Below are 26,068 nucleotides of genomic sequence, written 5' to 3' on the forward strand. Positions count from 1 at the left end.
TGCATGAAGCCGAAAGGCCTCACCATTCGAGTTCGAGATGCGGCCGGCCGTTCGAGGTCTTTTCCATGGTCCTGCCCGTTTCATCGACGGTGCAATGCACGCGCTGGCGAAAAGCGGAGAAGCTGTCGAAGGTCACCACATCGACCGGCTCGTCGAAATGCAGCACCATGCGGTAACGGCCGGGCTGACCGGTCAGCGCCTGCACGCCCAGCACCTGCGCGTCGAAAGGCTGGCCGAGATAGTGGCCGCGCACGCGCGCGCCAAGCATCCACGGATTGAACGGCGGCCGGTTGCCGGCCGCCGCGTGCAGCGTGTTCCAGTCGCGAAAGCCGTATTGGGCGGCTACGAGTTCGAGGGCGCGCGAATGGGAAAGGGCCTGGCCGTCCTCGCAAAAGCGGGCGCGCAGCCGCTTTGCCTGGTCTTTCAGGGCGTCAAGCGATGGAAGGGGCGTCGATGATGAACGCATGTCGAATCTCCAGTCGGTGCATGCGTCTTTTCGGGGGGAGCCCGCATTGCCACCGGTTCGCATGCCTGATGCTGGAAGACCGATTTTCCGAAGGAGAGACTTCACCAAAGCTTGCGCTCGCGGACGGCAGGGGCTCTCACCCTTGCCCTCGCACATAAGGCCTGGCCGGCCTCCTGTCAAATCCGCCGCCGGCTCGACCGCATCTGCGGCGCGCTGCCGGCGCTTGCCGGATGCCTTGCCTTTACCACCGCGCGGCGACCTGGGCCGCCTCAGCCCTCCGCGGTGCCGATGATCTTCGCCAGAAGGTCGTGCAGCTCGTCGCGGTAGCCGGAGCGCGCGGACGGCCCGCTCTCGTCGGAGGTCATGGCGACCGTCAGGCCGAGATCGGGCACGACATAGAGCATCTGGCCGCCAAAACCCCAGGCGAAATGGACCGTCCTGCCGCCGATCACGCGTTCGAACCAACCATAGCCGTAGCCGTCGTTGGAGAAGCGGGAATTGGTGCGCGACGTCCAGGACCGACGGATCCAGTCTTCCGGCACGAGTTGTTCGCCCTTTGCCGTGCGCCCGCCATTGCGATAGAGCTCGCCGAAGGCCAGCAGCGAGCGGGTGCTCATCGCCATCTGGTTGCCGCCGAGATATACGCCCTGCGGGTCGCGGTCCCAGGCGCCGATGCGAAAGCCCTCGACCGGCCCCAGCCAGTCGCGCGCAAGCTGCAGGGTGGATTTGCCCCCGACCTTCGTCAGGATGGCCGAAAGCAGATGCGTGGAGCCGGTCGAATAGAGCATGCGGCCGCCCGGCTCGTCGACGAAGGGCATGGCGAGCGCGGCACGCACCCAGTTGCGGCTGGCGATCCAGCGCCCGTAATTGCCGCCGGAGGTGCGATCCAGCCCCGCCTGCATGGAGAGGAGATGGCCGATCGTGATGCGATCGAGCCGCGGATCGCGTTCCGCCGGCAGGTCGCCGGAAAGGATCGGTGCGATCGGCTGGTCGACGCCTTCCAGCAGGCCCTTGTCGATCGCGATGCCGACAAGGGCGGAGATGATCGATTTGGAAGCGGACTTGATATTGGTGCTTTCGGCCGGCGTATGGCCGCCATAGCCCCGCTCGGCGACGATCTCGCCGTCCCGCGCCACGACGACGGCCCTTAGCTGCGACAGCGCGGCGGCAGCCTCCAGCGTCTCGGCAATCGTCTGCGCCGGCTGCACGACGGCCGGTTGCTGCGCATGAACGGCAGGCGGCGACGAGATGGCGAGCGCGAGCGAAAGTCCGGCAATAAGAGCGTGCGTCCTCATGTCATGGCACATAGGCGCAGGCCCGCGCGAATTCATGGCCGATCGCCGGCTTTCACGCAATGTTGAAGGCGCCCACCCTGCCGGGCGGCGGGCGGGCGCTTCGGAATCCCACCGTCAGAAGCGGTAGGTGACGCCGGCACCGACGAGCCAGGGATTGAGCTTCGCCTTGCCGGTGAGCGGCGCGCCGTCGAAATCGACCTTCCATTTGGGCTCGAGGAAGATCTTCTTCACGTCGAAGTTCACGCCCCAGTGGTCGTCCAGCATATAGTCGAAGCCGACCTGCAGGGCCGCGCCCACCTTGTTCTCGATGTCGAGATTGGAGAACCTGCCCGAGCCGGACTGCTCATAGAAAAGGCTGTAGTTCACCCCGGCGCCGACATAAGGCTTGAAGGCGCCGAAATCGGTGAAGTGATATTGCAGGGTCACCGTCGGCGGCAGCAGCCAGGCCTTGCCCACTTTGCCGAGGCCCTCGATCGCGCCGTCCGCATGGACATTCGCATAGGTCGTGCCGAGAATGAGTTCGGCTGCGATGTTGTCGGTGAAGAAGTAGGAGATGTCGAGCTCCGGAATGACCGTATCCGTATAGGAGAGGTCCGAACTCGGGATACCGTTCACCGAGCCGGAATCGTTCGTGATGACGCCGAGGCCGCGCACGCGGATCTGCCAGGGGCTCTGCGCCGCGAAATCAACGGTCGCCTCCGACGGCGCCATGCGCTCCTCAAGATCGGCAGCGAATGCCTGCCCAGCCAGCAGCGCCAGACCGGCGGCAAGGGCGGCACGCCCCATCCAATTTCCCTTCATGTCGTCTCTCCATCAAACGCGACTCGTCTTTGCGAGGGCGACTATGGAGCGGCAGGGTGCGAGGCTCCTTTGAGATGGATCAAACAGCGGCAGGCGAATGGGGAGATTGGCGCGATATTCGCGCCAATCTTGACAATCATCCAATTAAAACAATGACACGTATCAAACGGCAAAGAGCCGGCAGGTTGCCGGCCCCGTCCTCAGGCCGCCTTGCGCAGCTCCGCCGCCACCCGGCGGCGACCGCTTGGGACGAGCACGCCGGCGGCACCGGCCAGCCAGCCGTCCTTCAGCTCCAGCCCGAGGAAGCGGCGGCGCTCGAACGGGCCGGGCATGACGAGATGCCGCGCCTTGTCGGCGAAGAAGCCGAAGCGCTCGTAATATTCCGGATCGCCGATCAGCAGCACCGCACCGTGGCCGCGGCCCCGCGCCTCGGTGATCGCCGCCCGCATCAGCGCGCCGCCGATGCCCTTGCCCTCGTGTTCGCAATCGACGGCGAGCGGGCCGAGCAGCAGCGCCGGCACGGCGTTGCCGTCCGGATCGACGCCCGCCTCGACATTCCACAGCCGAACGGTGCCAATGACATGGCCATCCGCATCGCGGGCGACAAGCGCGAGGCCTTCGGCCGGCATGCGGCCCCGGCGGATCTTTTCCGACGACTTGCGGAAGCGAGCCTCGCCCATGACGCGGTCGAGCAGACGTTCGCGCGCAACGACGTCGCCGTTGTTTTCCAGGTCGATGGTGAAAGCGGCATGCGCGAAGAACGCGCGGACAGAATCAAGAACAGTGGCCATCTCTGGGCCTCCCGCACTCAAAACCGATTCAAACGGTATCCGGAACGAATTGTGAAGGCCGGCGCTCCCGCAGGGACGGGAGCGCCGGGTGGTCAGATGACGTAGGCCTTGAGCGGCTCGAAGCCGTTGAAGGCGACGGCCGAATAGGTCGTCGTGTAGGCGCCGGTGCCCTCGATCAGGACCTCGTCGCCGATCGTAAGGGTGATCGGCAGCGGATACATGTTCTTCTCGTACATCACGTCGGCCGAATCGCAGGTCGGGCCGGCGAGCACGCAGGGCTCCATCTCGTCCTGATCGCGCACGGTGCGGATCGGGTAGCGGATCGCCTCGTCCATGGTTTCGGCAAGGCCGCCGAACTTGCCGATGTCGAGGAAGACCCAGCGGTGGTTGTCGTTGTCGGACTTCTTCGAGACGAGAACGACTTCCGCCTTGATGACGCCCGCATTGCCGACCATGCCGCGGCCCGGCTCGATGATGGTTTCCGGGATCTGGTTGCCGAAGTGCTTCTTCAACGCGCCGAAGATCGCCTGCCCATAGGCTTCGGCGGACGGAACGTCGCGCAGGTACTTCGTCGGGAAACCGCCGCCCATGTTGACCATCTTCAGCTCGATGCCCTGCTTGGCAAGCTGCACGAAGACGCGCTTGGCATCGGCAAGCGCCGAATCCCAGGCATCGAGCTTCGTCATCTGCGAGCCGACATGGAACGAGACGCCGTAGGACGTCAGGCCCAGCTGGTGGGCGTAGACGAGCACGTCGACGGCCATCTGCGGCACGCAGCCGAACTTGCGCGACAGCGGCCATTCGGCACCTTCGCCATCGGTCAGCACGCGGCAGAACACGCGCGCGCCGGGCGCGGCACGGGAAATCTTCTCGACTTCCTCATGGCTGTCGACGGCGAAGAGCGAGACGCCGAGCGCATGGGCTTTCGCGACATCACGCTCCTTCTTGATCGTGTTGCCGAAGGAGATGCGGGAAGCGGTCGCGCCGGCGTCGAGCGCCATTTCGATCTCGGCGACGGACGCGCAATCGAAGTTGGAGCCCATGGAGGCGAGCAGGCGCAGGATTTCCGGCGCCGGGTTGGCCTTGACGGCATAGTAGATGGCGCTGTCGGGCAGCGCGTGGCGGAAGGCCTTGAAATTGTCGCGCACGACATCGAGGTCGACCACGAGGCACGGGCCGTCGGGACGTCGGGTGTTCAGGAAGTCGATAATACGTGCAGAGGTCATCTCGGTATTCCCCATATCCAGGTTGCTCCGGGAAAACCCGGAGGACAAAGGGCAGAATGCAGGCACGCTCTGGAACCAGCCGGTGGAGACCCCGGACCAAGCATGCGCATCATGCGCGAACGGTGAACCGAAGCCCGCCTAGGCTTCAATTCGGCTTTGTCTGCCATGGATTGGTGGGAGAACCCGACCGCACGTCCGGCAATGAAGGTGTGCCTCTTCAGTAACCCCGGCTGTTGGAAAGCCGGCAGACACCAGAAAGGCCCGCACCGTCGTTGCTTCAAGATGTCCTCGCTCTTCCGGTTGGCCGGAGAAACGACTGGAGGGGTTAATTCCAGGTACCTTACCGATTTCCTCACCAATTCGAGGGTCGGCGGACACCCACAGGCACGTGCGACTTTGGGCAAGGCGGGAGATAAGAAGAATCGCTGTCGTAATCAAGAGGTTTTTTGCGGAACGCTATTGAAAATATTCCGGCAGCCACGACATTCGCCGGACTGGTTTTCTAGAGCATGTTGATAACGCACCGGCCACCGTTTCGGCCGCAGCCGAATGGGGACACATGGATACTCTGACCCGAATTCGCGCCTTCATCGACGTCGTCGACGCCGAAGGCTTCTCCGCCGCCTCGCGCAAGACCGGCCGGTCCAAGGCGCTGCTTTCGAAATATGTGCGCGAACTGGAAGACGAACTCGGCACGCTGCTGCTCAATCGCACGACCCGCCAGTTCTCGATGACCGAGGCCGGCCATACCTATTACCGCACCGCCTCCGACATCCTGAAGGAGATCGACAACCTTGCCGATCTCGTGCGCGAGAAGAACACGGACCTGCGCGGCAAGCTGAAAGTCTCCGCCCCGCGCACCTTCGTCGACGCCGATATCGGCCAGTCGCTCATCGATTTCGGCAAGGAGCATCCGGAACTGTCGCTGGAAATCGTCTCGGACGACCGTTTCGTCGATCTCGTGGAGGAAGGCTTCGACGTCGCCGTCCGCATCACGCGGCTCGAGGATTCCGCCCTCATCGCGCGCAAGCTCGGCGATTTCTACCTGAAGATCTGCGTCAGCGAGGAATTTCTCGAACGGGTCGGCCCGATCAACCATCCAAGCGACCTCGCCCGCCTGCCCTGCATCATCGACACCAACGGCAAGTCGCACAGCAACTGGCGCTTCATCGACGAGAAGGGCACGGGCTTTTCCGTGCCGGTCGGCGGCCATATCGAGGTGAACAGCCCGACGGCGGCGGTGCGCGCGGCGGCGAGCGGCCTCGGCGTCGCGCAGGTGCCGGCCTTCATCGCCCGTCATTGCCTCGACAGCGGCAGGATCATCTCGATCCTGGAGGATTACCTGCCGACGGACCGCGGCATCTACGCGATCTATCCGCACCGCCGCTACCTGCCGGCGAAGGTGCGCACCTTCGTCGACTTCCTGCACGGCTGGTTCCGCCGCAATCCCGGCATCGAGGCTTGAGGCGGCCGAGGAGAGGTCCCAATTCCGACCCATTTGCGTTACATTCAACCGGTCGATTCTGAACGCCGCCGCGAGAGGACATACCCCATGCGATTCCTCCCCCTCCTCGTTGCCGGAGCAGCCATCATCGCCCCGGCTGCGGCCCTCGCCCATCCGCATATCTTCGCGGAGGCGCGGCTGGAGGTGGTGGCCGGCGAGGACGGCACGGTCAGCGAACTGCGCAATGTCTGGCGTTTCGACGAGATGTTCTCGGCCAGCGTCGTGATGGATTTCGACAAGAACAGCAACGCCGAACTCGACCCGGACGAACTGGCCGAAGTCGGCCAGACCGTGCTCGAATCGCTGGAAGAGTTCAGCTACTACACGACGATCACCGAGGACGGCAAAACCATCAAGGTCGCCAAGCCCGACGCGATCAACGTCGACTACAAGGACGGCCAGCTGCTGATGTTCTTCACCGTCAAGCCGGGCGAGGCCATGCCGCTCAAGGGCAAGCTCACCTTCGGCGTCTACGATCCCACCATGTATGCCGCGATGGACTTCGCCTCGGATGACGACCTCATCGCCGTCGGCGACAAGTTCGCTGCCTGCAAGCGGGCCGTCGTGCGGCCGGACCCGGACGAGGTGCTCGCCCAGAACCAGGACAGCCTGACGGAAGCCTTCTTCAACGACCCGGCCGGCACCGACATGTCGAAACTCTTCGCCACCCGTCTGGAGCTGACATGCTGACCCGCGGCCGGGCTCTCGGCCTTCTCACGCTGACGCTCGTAATCGCCGCGACCGCCGGCCTTGCCCACGCCCAGTCGCCGCTCGGTATCGGCTCGGCCGAACCCGGCTTCAACACGACGGGCACCTTCGGCAGTCTGTTCGGCTGGATCAACGCGCAGCAGCAGGGCTTCTACCGCGCCATGACCGGCGCACTGAAGGAGATGCGCGAAAATCCCTGGGCGGCCTCCACGCTGGTCGGCCTCTCCTTCGCCTACGGCGTCTTCCATGCCGCCGGCCCCGGCCACGGCAAGGCCGTCATCTCCTCCTACATGCTGGCGAACGAGGTCGAGCTGAAGCGCGGCGTCTTGCTCTCCTTCCTTTCCTCGATCCTGCAGGGCATCGTCGCCATCCTGCTCGTCGGCGCGGCCTATCTCTTCCTGCGCGGCACCACGGTCTCGATGACCGATGCCACCCGGGCGCTCGAAATCGGCAGCTATGCCCTCATCGCCGTTTTCGGCGCCTGGCTGCTCTTCAGGAAGCTGCGGCCGGCGGAACGCCGGGCCTCGGCGCTCGGCGCCCAGGCGGTCGAAGTGCACGATCATGGTCACTATGGCCATGCGCACCACCACCACCACCATGCCGGTGAAATCTGCTCGACCTGCGGCCATGCCCACGCGCCGGATCCCTCGCTGCTGAAGGGCGAGCGCTTTGCACTGCGCGAGGCCTGGTCGGCCATCGTCGCCGTGGGCCTCAGGCCCTGCTCGGGCGCGCTGATCGTGCTGAGCTTCGCGCTTCTGAACGGTCTCTATCTCGGCGGCGTGCTCGCCGTCGTCGCCATGTCGATCGGCACGGCCATCACCGTTTCCATCCTCGCCACCCTCGCCGTCACGGCCAAGGGCGCGGCCGTGCGTTTCGCCGGCAACGGCGCGGCGGCCGCCCGCGTCGGCAGCGCCATCGAGATCGGCGGCGCCGCGCTGGTCATGGTGCTGGGACTGCTCCTGCTCGGCGCCGCGCTGCAGGGCTGAGACGGCGCGCTAATTGCCACGGCTGCGCTGGTAGCGCGCCCGGAGCCAGAAGAGCAGGAAGAAACCGAGCACGAGCAGCGTGCCGAAGACGCCCGCCAGCCACGGCGAGACGTCGCCGAGCGCGATCATCACGCTCGGCAGGAAATAGAACACCACGCCCGTTCCGAACAGGATGAGGAGCGCGGCCAGCGCCGGCGACTTGCCCTTGCGCTCCCCGCTCATGCCGCGCCCGCCTTGATCTCGGCGCGGATGTCTTCGAGGCGACGTTTCTGCTGGCCGCCGGCATCGAAATTGTCGGGCGAGAGCCAGGCGTCGAAGGCCTTGGCAAGAATAGGCCATTCGCCGTCGATGATCGAGAACCAGGCGGTGTCGCGGTTCTCGCCCTTGGACAGCATGTGCTGGCGGAAGACACCCTCGAAGGTGAAGCCGAGGCGGGTGGCGGTGCGCTTGCTGGCCGCGTTGCCGTTGTGGCATTTCCACTCGTAGCGGCGATAGCCGAGGTCCTCGAAGACGTGCTTGGCGAGCAGGTACTGCGCCTCGGTGGAAAGCGGCGAGCGGGACATGCCGCCGCCATGGGCGATGCCGCCGATCTCGACCACGCCGTTCGCCGGGTCCGGCCGCATGTAATGCGCCATGCCGACGACCTTGCCGGCCGCCTTGTCGATGATGACCTCGCGCACCCAGCCGGACTTGATGACCGATTCCGACCAGGCATCGAAATCCTCGATACCGGCAAAATCGGCCTGCGTGAAATAGCGCAACAGCGGATTGATCTGCATGCCGCCGAACGCATCCCAGAGTGCCTGGAGATGTTTCGCGCGCTCATAGGGCTCCAGACGCACGGTGCGGCCTTCGAGGGCGACGGGCGACGGGGCCGGGCACCCTTTCCAGTCTTTGAGATCGCGCATGAGAATTCTCCTTCGGTCTTGCCGAAGGGATAGAGCAGGCGCCCTGCCCGCGCAATGCGCAAAACGGGGAGCGGCGTTCGGCCGCCCCCGAAAGGTTCACACGGTGGCGGCGGAAACCGTCGCCTCGATATGGTCGACCAGCGCGTCCGGCAGGCCGAGGCGGCCGGCGAGCAGGTCGAGATAACCGCGTTCGGCGCGCGACTTCGGCTCGATGGCGAGGCGCGAGGCGGTGTAGAGCTCGACGCGCTGCTCCTCGGTCTTCGCCGCCCCGATGATCGCGTCGAGGTCCACCGGATTGGCAAGCTCGTCCTCAAGGAACTGCGCCGCGTCGGCGCCAAGGCCGGACACTTTCAGCTTGTCCATGATGCGGGCGCGTTCGGCCTCGTCGATATGGCCGTCGGCGCGCGAGGCGGCGATCATGGCGCGCACGAGGATGAGGGCGAAATCGGTGCTGACGGCCTCGGGATGGAAACCGGAATCGGTCGGCGGCGGCAAGAGTTCCGGTGTCGCGCCTTGCGTGGTCTCGACCGGGTTCTGGCCGGCCTTGTAGTTCTTGTAGGCCTGGTAGCCGAGGCCGGCGATGGCGGCGAGGCTGCCGAGCTTGAGCGCGGAACCGGCGACCTTGCGCCCGCCATCCGTTCCGAGCAGGACGCCGGCAATCGCAATGGTGGCAAGCGGGTTGTCCTTGGCGAGCTGTGTCACCTGGCCGGCACGGTCGCGCACGGATCCGCCGGCGCCGGGCACCTGGGAACCGAGGAACTGGTCAAGCAACTTCTTGGCGTCAAACATGGGCGGTCTCCGTTTCGCTTGTTCTCTTGTCATCGCAAGGGCCGACAGCAAGGCAAGATAGGAATGCACGACCGCAATTACAAACGCATAACGGGCGACCAAGGGCCGCCCGTCTGCAAATCCGCTGAACCTGCCTCAGCCCTTCAGCGCCGCCGCTTCCGCGGCGAGCTTCGTGATGCCCGCCCAGTCGCCCTTGGCGACGAGGTCCTTCGGCGCCACCCAGGAGCCGCCGACGCAGACGACATTGGGGAGCGAGAGATAGTCGCGGGCATTGGCAAGCGAAATGCCGCCCGTCGGGCAGAACAGCGTACCGGCCAGCGGCGAGGACAGCGACTTCAGGTAGGCGGCGCCACCGGCCTGCTCGGCCGGGAAGAACTTCAGCACCTGGTAGCCCTCTTCGCGAAGGCCCATGACTTCGCTGGCCGTGGCGGCACCCGGCAGCAGCGGGATATCGCTGTCGGCAGCCGCGTCGATCAGCTCCTGCGTCGTGCCCGGGCTGACGATGAACTGCGAGCCGGCCTCCACCGCCGCCTCGAACTGCGCGGCATTGAGGATCGTGCCGGCGCCGGCGACGGCGCCCTCGACCTCATTGGCGACCGCGCGGATCGCTTCCAGCGCGGCAGGCGTGCGCAGCGTGATCTCGATGGCCTTGAGGCCGCCCGCCACCAGGGCGCGAGCCAGCGGAACGGCGGTCGACAGGTCATCGATGACCAGCACCGGAACAACCGGCTGCAGCTTCAGGACGGAAAGGAGCTTGGCGTTCTTCTCGCACATGGCACAACCTTTTAAAACGATTGAATTTTCATCCGAATAGCGCGTCTGCGACGTCGTGTCGAGCCTAAAGCATGAAGGCTTCTCTTGTCATGACAGACTTATCGTGCAAGTCTTCCCCTCGCCCAAGCCCATCTCCAACAGCGAAAGCGAGCCTATGGCGAAAGAGATCGAGCGGAAGTTCCTGGTGTCGGGCCAGCGGTGGCGCACCTTCGCAGACGAAGGAATCGCTATCCGGCAGGCCTATATCGTCGCCCAGGACGACCGGTCGCTACGGGTCCGCATCTACGGCAACGGGCAGGCACGCATCACCCTCAAGGTCGGGCATACCGCGCTGGTGCGCGACGAATACGAATTCGAGATCGACCGCGACGAGGCCGAGGACATGCTGCGCCATGCCATCGGCAATGTCATCCGGAAGGTCCGCTACAAGGTGCCGCACGAGGGCCACATCTGGGAAGTCGACGTCTATGAAGGCGCCCATCGCGGGCTTGTGATCGCCGAGGTCGAGCTTGCCTCGATCCATGACGAACCGGAGCTGCCCAACTGGGTGGGGCGGGAAGTGACGGGCGAAAGCCAGTATTCCAACCAGTCCATGGCGCTCGGCATCAGCGACGGCGCGCGGCTGCACCAGCTCGCCTGAGCCGCCGCGCCGCATTGCCTGAAAAGCCGCAAGGTTGTATGTGGCGGCCATGACCCAAGAGATTTCCTCGCCCGTCCCGGCCAGCGGCTTCCTTGTCGCCGCGCTCTATCACTTCGTCGCGGTTCCGCGCTTTGCCGCGCTGCGCGCGCCCTTGCAGGCGCTCTGCGAGGAGAACGGCGTGCGCGGCACGCTGCTGCTCGCCCACGAGGGCATCAACGGCACGATCGCCGGTCCGGCGGATGGCATCCGCCGGGTGCTCGCCTTCCTGCGCAGCCAGCCGGAGTTTGCCGCGCTGGAGCACAAGGAGAGCCATGCGGCCGAAATGCCCTTCCTGCGCATGAAGGTGCGGCTGAAGAAGGAAATCGTCACCATGGGCGTCGAGGACATCGACCCCACGCGCTCCGTCGGCACCTATGTGGCGCCTGAGGACTGGAACGCGCTGATCTCCGATCCCGATACCATCGTCATCGACACGCGCAACGACTACGAGACGGCGATCGGCATGTTCAAGGGCGCGGTCGATCCGAACACGAAGACGTTCCGCGAGTTCCCGGACTGGGTGCGGGGCCATACCGGCCTGCACAACAAGCCGAAGATCGCCATGTACTGCACCGGCGGCATCCGCTGCGAAAAGGCGACCGCCTTCATGAAGGAACAGGGCTTCGACGAGGTCTACCACCTCAAGGGCGGCATCCTGAAATATCTCGAGGAGGTGCCGGCGGAGGACAGCCTCTGGGAAGGCGCCTGCTTCGTCTTCGACGAGCGCGTCTCCGTTCTGCACGGCCTGGAAGAGGGCGAGCACAAGCTCTGCCGCGCCTGCCGACATCCGTTGACCGCGGAAGAGATCGCCTCGCCGCTCTACGAGGCCGGCGTCTCCTGCCCGCATTGTCATGCAACGCGCAGTGAGGAGGATCGCCTGCGCTTCCGCCAGCGGCAGATGCAGATGGATCTTGCAAGGAAGCGCGGCGAGCGTCACCTCGGCAAATAATCAACCGGCCGCGGCCTCGACATCGACGGGCGGGGCCAGCAGGTCGCTTATCGCCCTCTCGCTCATCGGCTTGCCGAAGAAATAGCCCTGCAGCTGGTCGCAGCCGCACAGATGCAGGAAGGCGGCCTGCTCGGCCGTCTCCACCCCTTCGGCCGTTACCGGCATATCGAAGGAGGCGGCGAGCGCCACCGTCGCCTGCAGCATCGCCCCGCCCTTCGGCGACTGTTCCCCGGCAACGGTGAGCGAGCGGTCGATCTTCATGCGGTCGAAGCCGAAGCGGATGAGGTAGCCGATGCTGGAAAAGCCGGCACCGAAATCATCGAGCGCGATGCGCACGCCGCCGGCCTTCAGCCGGTCCATGACGAGTTTCGCACGGCCGGGATTCTGGATGAAGTAGCCCTCGGTGATCTCCAGCGTGACACGGGACGGCGCGATGCCCGCCTCCGCGATGATGCCGAGCGCCTGATCGGGGAAATAGGGATTGCGGAACTGCGCCGGCGAGACGTTGATCGAAATATCGATGTCCGGCCAGTTGCGCACCGCCGCGCAGGCCCGCCTGAGGATGAGCGGGCCGAGTGCATCGATGATGCCGGTCGCCTCCGCCAGTGGAATGAAGACATCCGGCGGCACCGGCTTCGTTCCGCCGCGATACCACCGGGCAAGCGCCTCGACGCCGCAGATCGTCCGGCTCCGTGCCCCGACGATCGGCTGGAACACGACGTCGATCTCGCCGCGTGCCACCGCAGCCCTCAGCGCCTCCTCCATTTCCCGCCGTTCGTCGCGGTCGTCGTCCATCAGCGTCTCATAGTACATCGCACGGCCGCGGCCGGCATGCTTGGCCCGGTACATGGCGACATCCGCCCGGCGCAGAAGCTCCTCGCCCCCGACCGCCCCCTTGCGCGAAACGGCAATGCCGATGCTGGCGCCGACGACGGCAACGCGCTCGCCGATCGCGAAGGGCTCGGAGAAGAAATCCAGGATGGAGCGGGTGAGGCGCTCGGCCTCCGGCCCGTCGGGCCTGTCGATGAAGGCGATGGCGAACTCGTCGCCGCCGATGCGCGCCAGCATGGCCTTGGCCGGGACGAGACGGGAAAGCCCGGCCGAAACCCCGCGGATCAGCCTGTCGCCGACCGCGTGGCCGTAAAAATCGTTGACGTCCTTGAAGCCGTCGAGATCGAGATAGAGCATCACGACGTCGCGCTCCTCCGCCCTCGCGCGGGCGGTCAACTCGTCAAGGCCGAGATAGAGGCCGGTGCGGTTCTTGAGGCCGCTGAGCCTGTCGGTGAGGGCCTGGGTCCGCGCCGTGTTTTCATCCGCCTTGAGGCGTATGGCGAAGGCGGCACCGGTCAGCACGAGGAGGGCGAAGAAGACGACGACTCCGGCGAGCGCCAGAAGCACGAGCGGGCGCACCTGCGCATAGCTCTGGTTACCCGGCGCATCCGGCGTCCAGGAGAGGAAGCCGAGGGTCTTTCCGTCCGGATCGGCAAGGGGCACGGCAGGCCCGCTCGAAGGAGCCGATTCCGCCAGCAACAGGCCCGAGATCAGGAAATTGTCGGCAATTCGGGAAATGCGGGCGGGTGTCAGGTGGCGGATGATGAAGAGCGTGCGCAACGCGTCCGCCGGAGCCTCGACCGCGCTGGAAACCGGCCGGATGGCGGAGGTGGCACCGACCGCAGGCCCATCCGGCGTTTGCAGGAAGACGCCGAGTTCCGCGCCCGGCTCCAGCCCGGCGCGCAGGATCTTGCGGTGCATCTCCAGGAAGGCGGCGCCGCCATAGCTGCGTGCATCGGCCTTAACGGGCGCACCGTTGCGATAGGCGAGCATCGTCCTGCCCGTCTCGTCGACCAGGAAAACCGTATCGAAAAGCGGCCCACCCTCCGTGGCAAGACCCATATTGGCGATGAGCCAGGGCATGTCGGGCGTGCCATAGACGGCCGCGACCGCATCGTCCCAGACGGCATAGTCGCGCACGGTGGTCACCATGGAATTGCGCATGGTGGAGAGCGCGCCGAACACGGTCTGGCGCGTGCGCTCCTCGTCGAGTTCGTTCGCCCGGTTCGCGAGGAACCCGAGCGCCATCATGACGAGGACAGTGGCAAGGCTGACCACGACGGCAAAGGAGGCGAGCACACCCAGAACGACCGCAAGTCGTCGGGCGCCGATCATGCCTGAAAGGTGGCGCGCTAGCCGCAGCATCGTCTTCTCCGACCAAGCGGGGATGATGCGGCAGAACCGTTATGAATCCTTTACGTCGCGCGCGACAATGCAAGGCAGATGGCGGTTTCAGGCGGCCCGATGCCTGCCCTTGCGAAACGCGCCGGCGAGTTCGGCATACCATCTGCCGCTCTTCTTGATCGTGCGGAGCTGGGTCTCGTAGTCGACATGCACGATGCCGAAGCGCATCCGGTAACCCTCGGCCCATTCGAAGTTGTCCATCAGGCTCCAGGCGAAATAACCGCGCATCGGATACCCTTCGCGGATGAGGTCCGCGGTGACGCCGAGATGCTCGGCGATATAGTCGAGGCGCGGCTGGTCGTCGACCGCGCCGTTCTCGACGCCCATATTGTAGCAGGCACCGTTTTCCGTGATGTAGCAGGCGGGCAGCGCGTAATCCGCGTTGAGCTTGCGGATAAGGTCACCGAGCGCTGGCGCAAACACCTCCCAGCCGATATCCGTCCTGATGTCGGCGACCGGCGGTGCGGGCACGGTCGCGGGGAATTCGGCGCCCTCCGCCGGATCGTGCGAAACCCGCATCGGCGTGTAGTAGTTGAGCCCCCACCAGTCGAGCGGCTGGCTGATCGTCTCCATGTCGCCCGGCTCGATGGCCGGCATGCGGGCGCCGAGCGCCGAGAGGAAGCTTTCGGGATAGTCTCCCTTGAAGACCGGGCCGAAGAAGACGCCATTGTGGAAGTCGAAGGCGCGCGCTGCCGCCGCCTGGTCTGCCTCGCCATCGCTGCCGGCATGGATGGAATGCGCATTCAGGACGAGGCCGGTGGCAAGCTGCGGGCGCTCCGCACGGATCGCCGCGACGCCGAGGCCATGCGCCAGGTTGGTGAAATGCAGGGCATGGAGCGCCGCATCCATGTTGCGCTCGCCCGGCGCATGAATGCCGTAGAGATGGCCGAGCCAGACGGAGCACCATGGCTCGTTGAAGGTCGCCACCGCATCCAGCCGGTCGCCGAGCCGGGCGATCACGGTTTTCGCGTAGCGCTGGTAGGCATAGGCCGTCTGCCGCGCCGTCCAGCCGCCGTCACCGGCCAGCATCAGCGGCAGGTCCCAGTGATAGAGCGTGGCGAAGGCCTTTATGCCGCGTGCCTTGAGGCCGTCCACGAGGCGATCGTAGAAATCCAGCCCCTTCTCGTTCACCGGGCCGGTGCCTTCGGGAATGATGCGCGGCCAGGCAATGGAGAACCGGTAGGCCGACACGCCGAGCGACTGGATGAGATCGAGATCCTCCTCCAGACGGTTGTAGTGATCGCAGGCCACATCGCCATTGTGACGGCCATAAACACGGCCCGGCATGTTGGAAAACGCGTCCCAGATCGAAGGCTTGCGGCCATCCATCTTCGCAGCGCCCTCGATCTGGAAGGCGGCTGTCGCCACGCCGAACACGAAGTCGCCGGGAAACCGGCCGGCCAGGATTCTGGGATCGTTCATTTTCGTCTCTCACGCGCAGCGAATGGTGTGAATCTTGTTACTGCAACGTTGCAGTATGATTCCGGATCGCAAAAATCAATGTTTTTCGGATCCGAAACCAGGTTTTACACCTGGAAGCGGACGACTCCAAAGCCGCCCTTAAACAGGGATTGCTTAAACAAGACTTAGGGACTTGCCCTCTAAACTGCCGATAGCCCGGGACGGAGGCACTGGCGTGGTACGACGAATTGCGAAGCATCTCGTGCGGAAGGGCATGTTCGTGGAATCGCTGGAATGCCCGAACGCCGAATTCTCCGGGCGACGTTTCCTCATACAGTCCGACGAAACCGTACGGGCCATCCTGGCGACCTCCGCCGCCTATGCCCTGGTCAATCCGCAGAAGAGCACCGTGGACATTGACCTCGCCACCGGCATAGTGCCCGTCACGCAGGCCGCCGAAGAGCACAGGCGCACGCTGGAGACGGTGGCGCAATCAACCCGCTCGCTGCGCAACAGTTTCGACGCGGCGCGAACGGGCCAGCTTGAAATCGACGCGCTGTCGCCGGTCGCCGACGAGATCTCCGACCGCATCGACGCCGCCCCCGATGTCTTCCTGAAGGTCACGCGCCTGAAGACGAAGGACGAGGGGACCTATGTGCATTCGCTGGCGGTGAGCGCTCTCATGATGCGGCTTGCCCGCATGCTCGGCCATGATGAAAGCGCGGTGCGCGAACTCGGCGTGGCCGGCCTGCTGCACGATGTCGGCAAGCTGATGATCCCGAACACCGTTCTCAACAAGAGCGGCCGGCTGGACAGCGAAGAAAGACGTCTGGTGCGCGGCCACCCCGAACTCGGATACCGCCTGCTGAAGGGGCAGGCCAACGTCTCCGACCTCGTGCTCGACATCTGCCGCTACCATCATGAAGCCCTGGACGGCAGCGGCTATCCGCTCGGCCTCAAGGCCGACAAGCTGAGCCCGGAAATCCGTCTTGCCACGGTCTGCGACGTCTTCGAGGCCCTGACGAGCACCCGCCCCTACAAGCGGCCGTGGACCACGCGCGATGCGCTGAACTGGATGTTCGACCGGGGCCAGCTGTTCGACAAGAAACTGGTGATCCGCCTCGGCAGCATTTTCGCCTGAAAGGCGCCGGCCGCCGCGGAGGGCGGCGGCCGGCAATCCGGCGAAAACCTCAGACCTTGACCCAGGCCCCGTTCTTCTTCGACGACTGGACGCAGGCATCGACGAAAAGCATGCCCTTCAGGCCGTCATCCACCGTCGGATAGGTGACGGCGGGATCGACCGGCGCGCCCTTGCGCCTGGCATGGATGGCCCGGGCGGCCTCGGAATAGATGTTGGCGAAGCCTTCGAGATAGCCTTCCGGATGACCGGAGGGCACGCGGCTGACGCGCGCGGCCGCCGCGCCGGAGCCGGCACCGCCCCGGGTGATCAGGCGCTTAGGCTCGCCGAAGGGCGTGTACCAGAGGTAGTTCGGATCGGCCTGCACCCATTCGAGACCGCCCTTGGTGCCATAGACGCGCACCTTCAGCCCGTTCTCGTGGCCCGGGGCCACCTGGCTGCACCAGAGCATGCCCTTGGCGGCGACCCCGTCCTTTTCCTTGAAGCGCATCATCACATGGGCATTGTCGTCGAGACGGCGGCCCGGCACGAAACTGTCGAGGTCCGCGGCAAGCTCGGCGAGCTCCAGCCCGGAGACGAAGCAGCCGAGATTGTAGGCATGCGTGCCGATGTCGCCGGTGGAGCCGCCGGCACCCGATTTCGAGGGGTCGGTGCGCCAGGCCGCCTGCTTCTGGCCGCCCGACTCGATGTCCTCCGTCAGCCAGTCCTGCGGATATTCCATCTGCACGAGCCGGATCGCGCCGAGATCGCCATTGGCCACCATTTCCCGCGCCTGGCGGACCATCGGATAGCCGGTATAGTTATGCGTCAGAACGAAGAGCGCATCGCTCTCCTCCGCCAGCTTCTTCAGCTTGCGCGCATCCGAGAGCGTCGAGGTCAGCGGCTTGTCGCAGATGACATGGATGCCGCGCTTCAGGAATTCCTTCGCCGCCTCGTAATGCACATGGTTCGGCGTGACGATCGCCACCGCCTCGATGCCGTTCTTCAGCTTCGCCTCGCGGATTGCCATTTCCTTGAAGCTGCCGTAGCTGCGCGCGGGATCGAGCCCGAGCTCGCGGGCCGACTGCACCGCCTTTTCCGGCGAAGACGACAGCGCACCGGCGACGAGTTCGTAGTGATCGTCGAGCCGCGCCGCGATGCGGTGCACCGCGCCGATGAACGCGCCGGAGCCGCCGCCGACCATGCCGAGCCGGATGCGGCCCTCCTGCGCCTCGCTGGCGCTTCCTTCGATTGCCATGGGGTTTCCTCCTACAGTGTCTCCGGGGCGGGTGCCCCTCATCCGGCCTGCCGGCCACCTTCTCCCCGCAAGCGGGGCGAAGGGGGATATGCCGCGCCGTCTTCCTCAAACAATAGCCATTCGTGGGGCACCTTCCCTCTCCCCGCCTGCGGGGAGAGGATTAGGGTGAGGGACAGCCCTCAAAGCCCCAGCATGCGCCGGTTGGCCGCCTGGTCCGTGCCGCCGGCGGCAAAATCGTCGAAAGCCTTTTCCGTGACGCGGATGATATGCGCCTTGACGAATTCCGCGCCTTCCCGCGCGCCGTCCTCCGGATGCTTCAGCGCACATTCCCATTCCACCACGGCCCAGCCGGCAAAGTCGTTGGCCGCCATCTTGGAGAAGACGGCGCCGAAATCGACCTGGCCGTCGCCGAGCGAGCGGAAGCGGCCGGCGCGGTTCACCCAGCCCTGGTAGCCGCCATAGACGCCCTGCCGGCCCGTCGGGTTGAACTCGGCATCCTTCACATGGAACATGCGGATGCGGTCCTTGTAAATGTCGATATTGCCGAGATAGTCGAGGCATTGCAGCACGTAATGCGACGGATCGTAGAGCATGCAGGCCCGGGCATGGTTGCCGGTGCGCTCCAGGAACATCTCGTAGGTGATGCCGTCATGCAGGTCCTCGCCGGGATGGATCTCGTAGCAGACGTCGACGCCGTTTTCCTCCGCATGGTCGAGGATCGGCTTCCAGCGCCTGGCCAGTTCGTCGAAGGCGGTCTCGACGAGGCCTGCCGGGCGTTGCGGCCAGGGATAGACGAAAGGCCAGGCGAGCGCGCCGGAAAAGCTGGCCATGGCATCGAGGCCGAGATGCCGCGAGGCCGTCAGCGCCATCTTCACCTGCTCCACCGCCCATTCCTGCCGTGCCTTCGGGTTGCCGCGCACTTCCGGCGCCGCAAAACCGTCGAACGCCTCGTCGTAGGCCGGATGCACCGCGACGAGCTGGCCCTGGAGATGGGTGGAAAGTTCGGTGACCTCGACGCCGTTCTCGCGCGCCCTGCCGGCGAAGTCGTCGCAATAGGCCTTGGATTCGGCGGCCTTCCTGAGGTCGATGAGACGGGCATCCCAGCTCGGGACCTGCACGCCCTTGTAGCCGATGTCGGCGGCCCATTTGGTGATCGAATCCCAGGAATTGAACGGTGCGGCATCACCGGCGAACTGGGCGAGAAACAGGGCCGGGCCCTTGATCGTCTTCATCTGTGGCGTCCTCCCATGGACCGGGCCGCACCTTGCGGGCGGCCGACGATATTCTTGCGGTACGTACCGCAGCGCGTGGAAAGCTATCGGCGTTTGGCGGGGTGGGCAATGCCGATTTGCAAGGCTAGTACCCTTCTCCTCCGTCATGGTCGGGCTTGACCCGACCATCCACACCACGCCCGCGATCTGGATGCCCGGGTCAAGCCCGAGGATGGCGGAAGAGAATGAGGAACTGTCGTTGTCAAACCGCCCGGGCCATCATGTCCCGGGCGGCTCGTTTCCGTCAGGTCAGAACGGGGAATCCGGGAAGTAGAAGTCCTTCGCGTTGTCCTTCGTCACCAGCGTCGCGTCGATCGTGTAGACGCCGCGGACCGGAACCTGGCCGTAGAAGTTGGCGGCCGTCATTTCGAGCGCAGTGCCCACCATCGCCGGCGGATAGAGCACGTCGACCGGGATCATCTTGTCGCCGTCCATGACCTTCTTGATCATGTCCTTCGAGCCGGCACCGGCCACGACATACTGGATGTCCGTGCGGCCAGCCTGCTCGATGGCCTGCAGGACGCCGACGGCCATGTCGTCGTCCTGGCACCAGACGACGTCGATCTTCTGGTACTTGGTGAGATAGTCCTGCATGACCTTGAAGGCGTCGTCGCGGTTCCAGTTGCCGTACTGGCGATCGAGAACCTTCACGCTGGAGCCTTCGATGCCCTTGTCGAAGCCATCCTGGCGCTCCTGGTCGATCGGGATCGGCATGCCGCGGATGACGACGACTTCGGCTTCCGGCGTCGTGGCCTTGATGTATTCGCCGGCCGTCTGGCCGAGCGCGAAGTTGTTGCCGGCGACATAGAGGTCACGCACGGAATTGTCGTTCGTGCTCGGCGCACGGTCGACCAGCGCGACGAAGGTGCCGCTGTCCTTGATTTCCTTGATGGCGTTGACCAGGGGATCGGGATCCGTCGGCAGGATGACGAGCGCATCGATGCCCTGCGTTGCAAGGTCCTGCACGGCATTTGCCTGGCTTGCCGGGTCCGGCGATGTCTTGACGACGACGTTGAGGCCCGGATGGCTCGCCATCAGGAGCTTGGCGACACGCTCGGCATGGAAGATCACGCCGGCCGTCCAGCCATGGCTGGCCGCCGGGATCGAGACGCCGATCGTCACCTTCTTCTCTTCCTGTGCGTGGGCAAAGCCGGTGAAGACGGCGAATGCCGCAACCGTCAGGCCCAGTAGTTTCTTGCGCATGAGTTTCCTCCCAAAATCAGGTCTTCCTCACAGACCGGGCGACCTGTAGACCCGGCTACTTCCCCGCAATTCCATGGCTGGAACTGCCTGGTCTCACGATTTGCGCACCAGCGAGCGCTGGACGAGCATCGCAATGATGATGATCGCGCCTTGGATGGCCCCGATCAGGTATTCGCTGATGAAGTTGGAGAGCAGCATGATGTTGCCGACCAATTCGAGGATGAAGGCGCCGCAGATCGTGCCCCAGACACGCCCCGCCCCGCCCTTCAGCGCCGTACCGCCGACGACGACCGCGGTGATCGCCTGCAATTCCCACAGGATGCCCGTCGTCGCCGAGGTGGAGCCGAGGCGCGGCACATAGAGCAGCACGGCGATGGCGACGCACAGGCCCTGGATGACGAAGGCGATGGTGCGCACGCGGTCGACCGGAATGCCCGAATAGCGCGCGACGTCCCTGTTCGAGCCGACGGCGACGACATGCCGGCCATAGCGCATGCGATAGAGAACGAAGGCGGCGATGGCGGTGACGACGAGGATGACGGCGATCGGCACCGGCACGCCGAAGATCGAGCCGAAATAGACCGGGCGATAGAGCGCCTGCAATTCCGGCTCGCGCAGCGTGATCGCGCCGCCCTGCGACAGCCAGGTGGTCAGGCCGCGATAGATGCCCATCGTGCCGAGCGTCGCGATGAAGGGCTCGATCTTGCCGACGGTGGTGATGAGGCCGTTCAGAAGGCCGCATCCCGCGCCGATGACGACCGTAAGAACCATCGCGGCGGTCAGCATCAGCGAGGGATCGGCGATCGCGCCGGAATTCATGAAGAGGATCATGAGGCTGGCGACGAAGGCGACCATGGCGCCGACCGAGAGATCAAGGTCGCCGGACGAGATGACGAAGGTGGCGCCGACCGCAATGATCGCAATGAAGGCGCTGCGCGTCGCCACGTTCGCCAGATTGGTGAAGCCGATGAAGTTGGGGTTTACCAGCGCGCCGACGACGAGCAGCAGGGCCAGCGCCGCGAAGGGCGCGACGGCCCTCAGGTCGACATCCCGCCAGCTGCGACCCTTGCCCTTCGTTTCGACCGCGTCTTCGCTTGCCGTCATGTTCATCCCCAACCTTGAATTCTGTGTGATGCCGCCGGCGCAAGGCTCAGGCAGCGGCCTTCTTCTTCAACCCTGCCGAATAGCGCATGATCTCCTGCTCGGAGATCTCCTCGCCTTCGAGAATGCCGACGATCCGCCCTTCCCGCATCACGGCGACGCGGGTGCACAGGCCGATGATCTCCGGCATCTCGGAAGAGACGACGATGATCGACTTGCCGTCGCGGGCGAGCGCCGAGATGAAATGGTAGATCTGCTGCTTGGTGCCGACATCGATGCCGCGTGTCGGCTCGTCGATGATGATGACGTCGGGCTCGGTCTCCATGACCTTGGCAAGCAGCAGCTTCTGCTGGTTGCCGCCCGACATGCGGCCGGCGACGACGCGTCCGTCGCGCACGCGGATATCGAAGCGCCGGCGCGCACGCTCCAGCGCCTCCGCCTCGCTCTTCGGACTGAGATAACCGTAATGACCGTGCTTATCCAGTGATTGCAGCGTGAGATTCGCCGTCATGCGGGAATTCAGGAGCAGGCCCTTGTGCTTGCGGTCCTTCGTCATATAGGCGATGCCGACGCGGTTGGCGGCATGCACATCGCCGCCCGGCACGCTTTCCCCGCGCACCGAAACCTCGCCGGAAAGGCGCGGGCGCAGCCCCGCCACGGCCTCCATCAATTCCGAGCGCCCGGAGCCGATCAGCCCGGAAAAACCGAGGATCTCGCCCTTGCGCACCTCGAAGCTCGCATCCTTGACGTAGTGGGTCGAAAGGCCCGCCACGGCGAGCATCACCTCTTCGTCGACGCTGGGCTCCTGCTTGGAGGGATAGAGGCTGGAAAGCTCGCGGCCGACCATCAGCTGGGCGATCGACTCGCCGTCGAGAATGGCGGTGGGCGCGGTCTTCACCCATTGCCCGTCGCGCAGCACCGTGACCCGGTCGGTGAGCTCCATCACCTCGTCCAGCTTGTGCGAGACGAAGACGAAGGAGGTGCCCTCCTCGCGCAATTTGCGCACCTGGCGGAAGAGATAGCTGGTCTCCTCGCGCGAGAGCACGGCCGTCGGCTCGTCCATGAAGATGATGCGCGCATCGCGGCTGATGGCCTTGGCGATCTCCACCATCTGCTTGTCGGCGATGGAGAGCGAGCTGATCAGCGCGTTCTCGTCGACATGGGAGCCGAGCTGGTCGAGCACGCGGCGCGTTTCGGCGCGCATGAATTTCCGGTCGAGCACGCCGTAGCGCGTCACTTCCCGGCCGAGAAACAGGCTCTCGGTGACGGTCAGATGTTCGGCGAGGTTGAATTCCTGGTGGATGATGACGATGCCGAGCTGCTCGGCCTGGCCGTTCGGCGGCAGCTTGACCGGCTGGCCGTCGAGAAGGATCTCGCCCGATGTCGGCTGCTCGAAGCCGGAGAGGATCTTCACGAGCGTCGACTTGCCCGCGCCGTTCTCGCCCATCAGGGCATGGATCTCACCGGCGCGCAGCTCGAAATTGACGCTGAACAGCACCTGCACGCCATTGAAAGACTTGGCGATGCGGCGTGCAGCGAGAACGACGGGAGCCCCGTCGGCAGCGTCCGGATTCATGATTTCCTCCCTGCGGCTCCTCGACCGCTTGAGAAACGATGTAAACCTTTACACGATCCATGTAAAGGTTTACATCATGGGATATCAGGAATTTTCACCAAGCGCCGTTTGACCCTCAGTCCAGTCTGTGTAGTGTCCCCCGCACTTCGTTTGTTAATGCAATTCCGGATGCTGCGCTTCGCACCCCCGCCGGACTTGCCCGTGCCGAGTGAGAGCCAGTTTGTCGACGTCCAGCCCCGCCACGATCGAGGATGTTGCGCGCATCGCGCAGGTCTCGATCGCGACCGTATCGCGGGCGATCCACACCCCGGAAAAGGTGGCCAACTCGACGCGGCTGAAGGTCAACCAGGCGATCGCGATCACCGGTTATACGACCAATGCGATGGCGCGCAGCCTGCGCCTCGGCCGCTCGAACATGATCCTCGTCGTGGCGCCCGACATCGGCGACCCGAACTTCTCCAACATCCTCGTCGGCCTGGAGAACGAGGCGCGCGCGCACGGCTACGGCATCCTGATCGGCCATACGCAGAACGATCCGCAGCGCGGCCTCGAATACCTGAAGTTCCTGAATTCCAACCAGGCGGCCGGGCTGATCCTCTTCACCGGCATCCTGCCCTTCGGCCACCAGTCCATGACGGCCCGCCTGCCGCCCAGCGTCGGCGTCTTCGAGCCGGTCTACAATGGCGGCATCCCCTATGTCGGCGTCGATGACATCGAAGGCGCGCGCAAGGCGGTCGATCTCCTCATTGCCGAGGGACATCGCAAGATCGCCTTCATCGGCGATTCGCGCACGCGCCTTGCCTATAGCCGACGCCGCCAGGGCTATGATGCCGGGCTCGACGCCGCGGGCGTGCCGGCCGGCGAGCGCATCATCCTGGAAGGCGACGGCACGATCGAGAGCGGACGCCTCGCGCTCGAGCAGCTCTTCATGCGCGACACGCTGCCGAGCGCCTTCATGTGCGTCAACGACCAGACGGCGATCGGCGTGATGATCGGCCTCGGCGCGCGCGGCTATGACATTCCAACCGACTTTTCCGTCACCGGCTTCGACGACGTGCCGCAGGCGAGCTTCATGACGCCTTCGCTCACCACCATCCGCCAGCCGCGCACCGCGATCGGCAAGAGCGCCATGGCGCTGCTGTTCGAGCTTCTCTCCGACAGCGAGCCGACTGACACGGAAATCCTGCTCCGGCCGGATCTGATCGTGCGCAATTCGGTCTCCGCGCCGTCGCGGCGGCTCCAGAAACGGTAGAAGCCCTCGACCAGGACACGCACGCCGCCAACCCTTACCCGTAGCGGCGCTGGGCCGGCTTTGCCATTCGCTGCTCGCGCGCCGCCGAAACCGTGAACCGGTCGACGAGGCCCTTCAGCGTCGTGCTGATCTGCATGAGATTGTGCGTCGCGGCATTGGTCTCCTCGACCATCGCGGCATTCTGCTGGGTCATCTGGTCCATGCTGCCAACGGCCGTATTGATCTCGGAAATGCCGGCCGACTGCTCGCGGGCGGAGCTGACGATGGCATCGATATGCGCGTTGATGTGCACGACCTGCTCGCCGATATGATGCAGGGCCTCGCCCGTCTTGTTGACCAGCGATACGCCGAGCTGCACGTCCTCGAAGGACTTGTCGATCAGGGTCTTGATCTCCCTGGCCGCGTCCGCGGATTTCTGCGCGAGTTCGCGCACCTCCTGCGCCACGACGGCAAAGCCCTTGCCCGCCTCGCCCGCCCGCGCCGCCTCGACGCCGGCATTCAGCGCCAGGAGGTTGGTCTGGAACGAGATCTGGTCGATGACGCTGATGATCTGCGTGATCTTCCCGGAGGAGTCCTGGATGGCGCCCATCGCGGAGACCGCCTGTTCGACGATCTGGCCGGAGCGCCGGGCCTCGTCCGTGGCGCTGCCGACGACGCGGCGGGCCTCTTCCGCGCGCTGTGCGGCCTCGCGGGAAATGGTGGTGATTTCCTCGACGGCCGCAGCGGTCTCCTCGAGAGACGCCGCCTGCTGCTCGGTGCGCTTGGCCATGTCGTCCGTGGCATTCACCAGTTCGCCGGAATTGCCGGCCGCATCGTCCGCCGCCGTGACGATGGCGCCGAGCGTGTCGTCCAGCTTCTCGATCGCCCCGTTGAAATTGGAGCGCAGGCGCTCGAACTGCGGGGCGAGCGGCGTGCTGATCGAGGCCGTGAGGTCGCCGCCCGCAAGGCGGGTGAGCGAGGTGTCGAGCGCAGCCAGCGCCTCTTCCTGCTCGGCATTCAGCGCCTGCCGTTCGGCCTCCGCCTTCTCGCGCTCCTCCTGCAGCGCCTCCAGATAGACGGAGATCGCGTAGTCCATGTCGACGAGCGCGGCCTTCACGATGGCCGAGATCTCCTCGCCGAGCGCAGCCGCCTTCTTGCGGTAGATGAAGCCTTCGAGATGTTTTGCGATGACGCTCTCGACGATCGCCTCGAGGATCAGCGCGTAACCGCCGATATACCAGCGCGGCTCCAGGCCGAGGCGGGCATGCGTCTTGCCGATCATGGTGACGGCATCGACATATTGCGTATCGAAACGCGCCGAGCCGATCAGTTCCCAATGCTTGACCTGCCGGCCCTTGGCACTCTGGATATGGGCCTCATTGGCAAAGAAACGCGCCGTCTCGGGCGTGGCCCGCGCCTTGCGGTAGAAGGTGTCGAGGGCACCATCGAGCGAGGCGGAGATCGTCGGCAGCGCGCGCTTCAGCGCATCACGCTGGCCACCGTCGAGCTCGACGAAGGAGAGGCGCTCGTTCAGTTGCTGGGTCTTGGCATCCTGCGCTGACATCCGGAAATCCTCGTGCGGTTGGAACGGCGATCGACGCCGGCCCCAAATCGGGCTCCGGCTTGCGGTCTGTCGCGATTTTTCGCAGGAGATGGTAAACAAACATCTACGAACGGAACGGCGATACTTTACAGAAATTGATAGAAGTCAAAAAAGTTGCAGTTTTCTCCAATAATGGTTCCTTACCCATATAATTTTAGGGGATCTGGAAAGAAGACACCAAATACAACCAGACGCA

Annotated in this window: 24 protein-coding genes; 7 read left to right on the forward strand and 17 right to left on the reverse strand. The window is 64.9% G+C overall.

The window, feature by feature from the left end; genetic code table 11:
• Window positions 1-19 precede the first annotated feature (19 nt).
• The 5 genes from AABF56_RS15275 to odc2 all read right to left on the reverse strand — a co-directional run bounded on the left by AABF56_RS15275 (window position 20) and on the right by odc2 (window position 4,579).
• Window positions 20-466 carry a glyoxalase superfamily protein gene (locus AABF56_RS15275; protein WP_272806574.1) on the reverse strand — a complete coding sequence of 149 codons (447 nt, stop codon included), beginning with the start codon at window positions 464-466 and terminating at the stop codon, window positions 20-22.
• A gap of 269 nt (window positions 467-735) precedes the next feature.
• On the reverse strand, window positions 736-1,761 hold the full coding sequence (locus AABF56_RS15280; RefSeq protein ID WP_272806575.1) for a serine hydrolase domain-containing protein: 1,026 nt from the start codon (window positions 1,759-1,761) through the stop codon (window positions 736-738).
• Between the two features lie 114 nt (window positions 1,762-1,875).
• Window positions 1,876-2,562 carry an OmpW/AlkL family protein gene (locus AABF56_RS15285; protein ID WP_272806576.1) on the reverse strand — a complete coding sequence of 229 codons (687 nt, stop codon included), beginning with the start codon at window positions 2,560-2,562 and terminating at the stop codon, window positions 1,876-1,878.
• Window positions 2,563-2,762: 200 nt separating this feature from the next.
• On the reverse strand, window positions 2,763-3,353 hold the full coding sequence (locus tag AABF56_RS15290; protein WP_272806577.1) for a GNAT family N-acetyltransferase: 591 nt from the start codon (window positions 3,351-3,353) through the stop codon (window positions 2,763-2,765).
• A gap of 92 nt (window positions 3,354-3,445) precedes the next feature.
• A complete protein-coding gene (gene odc2, locus AABF56_RS15295; protein WP_272806578.1) occupies window positions 3,446-4,579 on the reverse strand; it encodes an ornithine/lysine decarboxylase in 1,134 nt (377 codons plus the stop codon).
• Between the two features lie 559 nt (window positions 4,580-5,138).
• Between odc2 and AABF56_RS15300 the strand changes: the two genes are divergently transcribed.
• The 3 genes from AABF56_RS15300 to AABF56_RS15310 all read left to right on the forward strand — a co-directional run bounded on the left by AABF56_RS15300 (window position 5,139) and on the right by AABF56_RS15310 (window position 7,777).
• Window positions 5,139-6,044: a LysR family transcriptional regulator gene (locus AABF56_RS15300; protein WP_272806579.1), complete on the forward strand. Its 906-nt coding sequence runs from the start codon at window positions 5,139-5,141 to the stop codon at window positions 6,042-6,044.
• Between the two features lie 87 nt (window positions 6,045-6,131).
• A complete protein-coding gene (locus AABF56_RS15305; protein ID WP_244768223.1) occupies window positions 6,132-6,773 on the forward strand; it encodes a DUF1007 family protein in 642 nt (213 codons plus the stop codon).
• Complete coding sequence (locus AABF56_RS15310; RefSeq protein WP_272806580.1) at window positions 6,767-7,777, forward strand: nickel/cobalt transporter; 1,011 nt, start codon at window positions 6,767-6,769, stop codon at window positions 7,775-7,777. The genes AABF56_RS15305 and AABF56_RS15310 overlap by 7 nt, the downstream gene beginning before the upstream one ends.
• Before the next feature lie 9 nt (window positions 7,778-7,786).
• Here AABF56_RS15310 and AABF56_RS15315 read toward each other — a convergent pair whose 3' ends face one another.
• The 4 genes from AABF56_RS15315 to AABF56_RS15330 form a co-directional block, all read right to left on the reverse strand.
• Window positions 7,787-7,999: a hypothetical protein gene (locus AABF56_RS15315; protein WP_272806581.1), complete on the reverse strand. Its 213-nt coding sequence runs from the start codon at window positions 7,997-7,999 to the stop codon at window positions 7,787-7,789.
• A complete protein-coding gene (locus AABF56_RS15320) occupies window positions 7,996-8,685 on the reverse strand; it encodes a GNAT family N-acetyltransferase (RefSeq protein WP_272806582.1) in 690 nt (229 codons plus the stop codon). Before AABF56_RS15320 ends, AABF56_RS15315 begins: the two co-directional genes overlap by 4 nt.
• A 96-nt stretch (window positions 8,686-8,781) precedes the next feature.
• Window positions 8,782-9,474, reverse strand: a complete 693-nt coding sequence (locus tag AABF56_RS15325; protein WP_272806583.1) for a tellurite resistance TerB family protein — start codon at window positions 9,472-9,474, stop codon at window positions 8,782-8,784.
• Between the two features lie 135 nt (window positions 9,475-9,609).
• Window positions 9,610-10,248 (reverse strand): 2-dehydro-3-deoxy-phosphogluconate aldolase, encoded by a 639-nt coding sequence (locus AABF56_RS15330; protein WP_272806584.1) that lies wholly within the window; start codon window positions 10,246-10,248, stop codon window positions 9,610-9,612.
• A 154-nt stretch (window positions 10,249-10,402) separates the two neighbouring features.
• Between AABF56_RS15330 and AABF56_RS15335 the strand changes: the two genes are divergently transcribed.
• Complete coding sequence (locus tag AABF56_RS15335) at window positions 10,403-10,888, forward strand: CYTH domain-containing protein (RefSeq protein ID WP_244768217.1); 486 nt, start codon at window positions 10,403-10,405, stop codon at window positions 10,886-10,888.
• 49 nt (window positions 10,889-10,937) lie between these two features.
• Window positions 10,938-11,876 (forward strand): oxygen-dependent tRNA uridine(34) hydroxylase TrhO, encoded by a 939-nt coding sequence (gene trhO / locus AABF56_RS15340; RefSeq protein WP_272806585.1) that lies wholly within the window; start codon window positions 10,938-10,940, stop codon window positions 11,874-11,876.
• On the opposite strand, the gene AABF56_RS15345 is transcribed toward trhO, so the two are convergent.
• Entirely contained in the window at window positions 11,877-14,072 is a 2,196-nt protein-coding gene (locus AABF56_RS15345) for a putative bifunctional diguanylate cyclase/phosphodiesterase (RefSeq protein WP_272806586.1), read from the reverse strand.
• Window positions 14,073-14,159: 87 nt separating this feature from the next.
• Window positions 14,160-15,533 carry a GH1 family beta-glucosidase gene (locus AABF56_RS15350; RefSeq protein WP_272806587.1) on the reverse strand — a complete coding sequence of 458 codons (1,374 nt, stop codon included), beginning with the start codon at window positions 15,531-15,533 and terminating at the stop codon, window positions 14,160-14,162.
• A 214-nt stretch (window positions 15,534-15,747) separates the two neighbouring features.
• Between AABF56_RS15350 and AABF56_RS15355 the strand changes: the two genes are divergently transcribed.
• On the forward strand, window positions 15,748-16,653 hold the full coding sequence (locus AABF56_RS15355) for an HD-GYP domain-containing protein (protein ID WP_272806588.1): 906 nt from the start codon (window positions 15,748-15,750) through the stop codon (window positions 16,651-16,653).
• A 49-nt stretch (window positions 16,654-16,702) separates the two neighbouring features.
• Here AABF56_RS15355 and AABF56_RS15360 read toward each other — a convergent pair whose 3' ends face one another.
• The 5 genes from AABF56_RS15360 to AABF56_RS15380 all read right to left on the reverse strand — a co-directional run bounded on the left by AABF56_RS15360 (window position 16,703) and on the right by AABF56_RS15380 (window position 23,038).
• Window positions 16,703-17,887, reverse strand: a complete 1,185-nt coding sequence (locus AABF56_RS15360; RefSeq protein ID WP_272806589.1) for a Gfo/Idh/MocA family protein — start codon at window positions 17,885-17,887, stop codon at window positions 16,703-16,705.
• Window positions 17,888-18,066: 179 nt separating this feature from the next.
• Window positions 18,067-19,119 carry a sugar phosphate isomerase/epimerase family protein gene (locus tag AABF56_RS15365; protein ID WP_272806590.1) on the reverse strand — a complete coding sequence of 351 codons (1,053 nt, stop codon included), beginning with the start codon at window positions 19,117-19,119 and terminating at the stop codon, window positions 18,067-18,069.
• A gap of 288 nt (window positions 19,120-19,407) precedes the next feature.
• Entirely contained in the window at window positions 19,408-20,361 is a 954-nt protein-coding gene (locus AABF56_RS15370; protein ID WP_272806591.1) for a substrate-binding domain-containing protein, read from the reverse strand.
• A gap of 93 nt (window positions 20,362-20,454) precedes the next feature.
• Window positions 20,455-21,465 (reverse strand): ABC transporter permease, encoded by a 1,011-nt coding sequence (locus AABF56_RS15375; protein ID WP_244768209.1) that lies wholly within the window; start codon window positions 21,463-21,465, stop codon window positions 20,455-20,457.
• Window positions 21,466-21,511: 46 nt separating this feature from the next.
• Entirely contained in the window at window positions 21,512-23,038 is a 1,527-nt protein-coding gene (locus AABF56_RS15380; protein WP_272806592.1) for a sugar ABC transporter ATP-binding protein, read from the reverse strand.
• Window positions 23,039-23,258: 220 nt separating this feature from the next.
• Between AABF56_RS15380 and AABF56_RS15385 the strand changes: the two genes are divergently transcribed.
• The gene (locus AABF56_RS15385) at window positions 23,259-24,290 is read left to right on the forward strand and encodes a LacI family DNA-binding transcriptional regulator (protein ID WP_272806593.1); all 1,032 of its coding nucleotides are present in this window, start codon (window positions 23,259-23,261) and stop codon (window positions 24,288-24,290) included.
• A gap of 34 nt (window positions 24,291-24,324) precedes the next feature.
• On the opposite strand, the gene AABF56_RS15390 is transcribed toward AABF56_RS15385, so the two are convergent.
• Complete coding sequence (locus AABF56_RS15390; RefSeq protein WP_272806594.1) at window positions 24,325-25,833, reverse strand: methyl-accepting chemotaxis protein; 1,509 nt, start codon at window positions 25,831-25,833, stop codon at window positions 24,325-24,327.
• Between the last annotated feature and the right edge of the window lie 235 nt (window positions 25,834-26,068).

Source organism: Shinella sp. WSC3-e (assembly GCF_945994535.1).
Classification (GTDB): Bacteria; Pseudomonadota; Alphaproteobacteria; order Rhizobiales; family Rhizobiaceae; genus Shinella; species Shinella yambaruensis.

Excerpts from the sequence above, each read along its gene's own strand:
- AABF56_RS15275 (WP_272806574.1), bottom strand. The coding sequence starts at position 466 with ATGCGTTCATCATCGACGCCCCTTCCATCGCTTGACGCCCTGAAAGAC.
- AABF56_RS15280 (WP_272806575.1), bottom strand. The coding sequence starts at position 1,761 with ATGAGGACGCACGCTCTTATTGCCGGACTTTCGCTCGCGCTCGCCATC.
- AABF56_RS15285 (WP_272806576.1), bottom strand. The coding sequence starts at position 2,562 with ATGAAGGGAAATTGGATGGGGCGTGCCGCCCTTGCCGCCGGTCTGGCG.
- AABF56_RS15290 (WP_272806577.1), bottom strand. The coding sequence starts at position 3,353 with ATGGCCACTGTTCTTGATTCTGTCCGCGCGTTCTTCGCGCATGCCGCT.
- odc2 (WP_272806578.1), bottom strand. The coding sequence starts at position 4,579 with ATGACCTCTGCACGTATTATCGACTTCCTGAACACCCGACGTCCCGAC.
- AABF56_RS15300 (WP_272806579.1), top strand. The coding sequence starts at position 5,139 with ATGGATACTCTGACCCGAATTCGCGCCTTCATCGACGTCGTCGACGCC.
- AABF56_RS15305 (WP_244768223.1), top strand. The coding sequence starts at position 6,132 with ATGCGATTCCTCCCCCTCCTCGTTGCCGGAGCAGCCATCATCGCCCCG.
- AABF56_RS15310 (WP_272806580.1), top strand. The coding sequence starts at position 6,767 with ATGCTGACCCGCGGCCGGGCTCTCGGCCTTCTCACGCTGACGCTCGTA.
- AABF56_RS15315 (WP_272806581.1), bottom strand. The coding sequence starts at position 7,999 with ATGAGCGGGGAGCGCAAGGGCAAGTCGCCGGCGCTGGCCGCGCTCCTC.
- AABF56_RS15320 (WP_272806582.1), bottom strand. The coding sequence starts at position 8,685 with ATGCGCGATCTCAAAGACTGGAAAGGGTGCCCGGCCCCGTCGCCCGTC.
- AABF56_RS15325 (WP_272806583.1), bottom strand. The coding sequence starts at position 9,474 with ATGTTTGACGCCAAGAAGTTGCTTGACCAGTTCCTCGGTTCCCAGGTG.
- AABF56_RS15330 (WP_272806584.1), bottom strand. The coding sequence starts at position 10,248 with ATGTGCGAGAAGAACGCCAAGCTCCTTTCCGTCCTGAAGCTGCAGCCG.
- AABF56_RS15335 (WP_244768217.1), top strand. The coding sequence starts at position 10,403 with ATGGCGAAAGAGATCGAGCGGAAGTTCCTGGTGTCGGGCCAGCGGTGG.
- trhO (WP_272806585.1), top strand. The coding sequence starts at position 10,938 with ATGACCCAAGAGATTTCCTCGCCCGTCCCGGCCAGCGGCTTCCTTGTC.
- AABF56_RS15345 (WP_272806586.1), bottom strand. The coding sequence starts at position 14,072 with ATGCTGCGGCTAGCGCGCCACCTTTCAGGCATGATCGGCGCCCGACGA.
- AABF56_RS15350 (WP_272806587.1), bottom strand. The coding sequence starts at position 15,533 with ATGAACGATCCCAGAATCCTGGCCGGCCGGTTTCCCGGCGACTTCGTG.
- AABF56_RS15360 (WP_272806589.1), bottom strand. The coding sequence starts at position 17,887 with ATGGCAATCGAAGGAAGCGCCAGCGAGGCGCAGGAGGGCCGCATCCGG.
- AABF56_RS15365 (WP_272806590.1), bottom strand. The coding sequence starts at position 19,119 with ATGAAGACGATCAAGGGCCCGGCCCTGTTTCTCGCCCAGTTCGCCGGT.
- AABF56_RS15370 (WP_272806591.1), bottom strand. The coding sequence starts at position 20,361 with ATGCGCAAGAAACTACTGGGCCTGACGGTTGCGGCATTCGCCGTCTTC.
- AABF56_RS15375 (WP_244768209.1), bottom strand. The coding sequence starts at position 21,465 with ATGACGGCAAGCGAAGACGCGGTCGAAACGAAGGGCAAGGGTCGCAGC.
- AABF56_RS15380 (WP_272806592.1), bottom strand. The coding sequence starts at position 23,038 with ATGAATCCGGACGCTGCCGACGGGGCTCCCGTCGTTCTCGCTGCACGC.
- AABF56_RS15390 (WP_272806594.1), bottom strand. The coding sequence starts at position 25,833 with ATGTCAGCGCAGGATGCCAAGACCCAGCAACTGAACGAGCGCCTCTCC.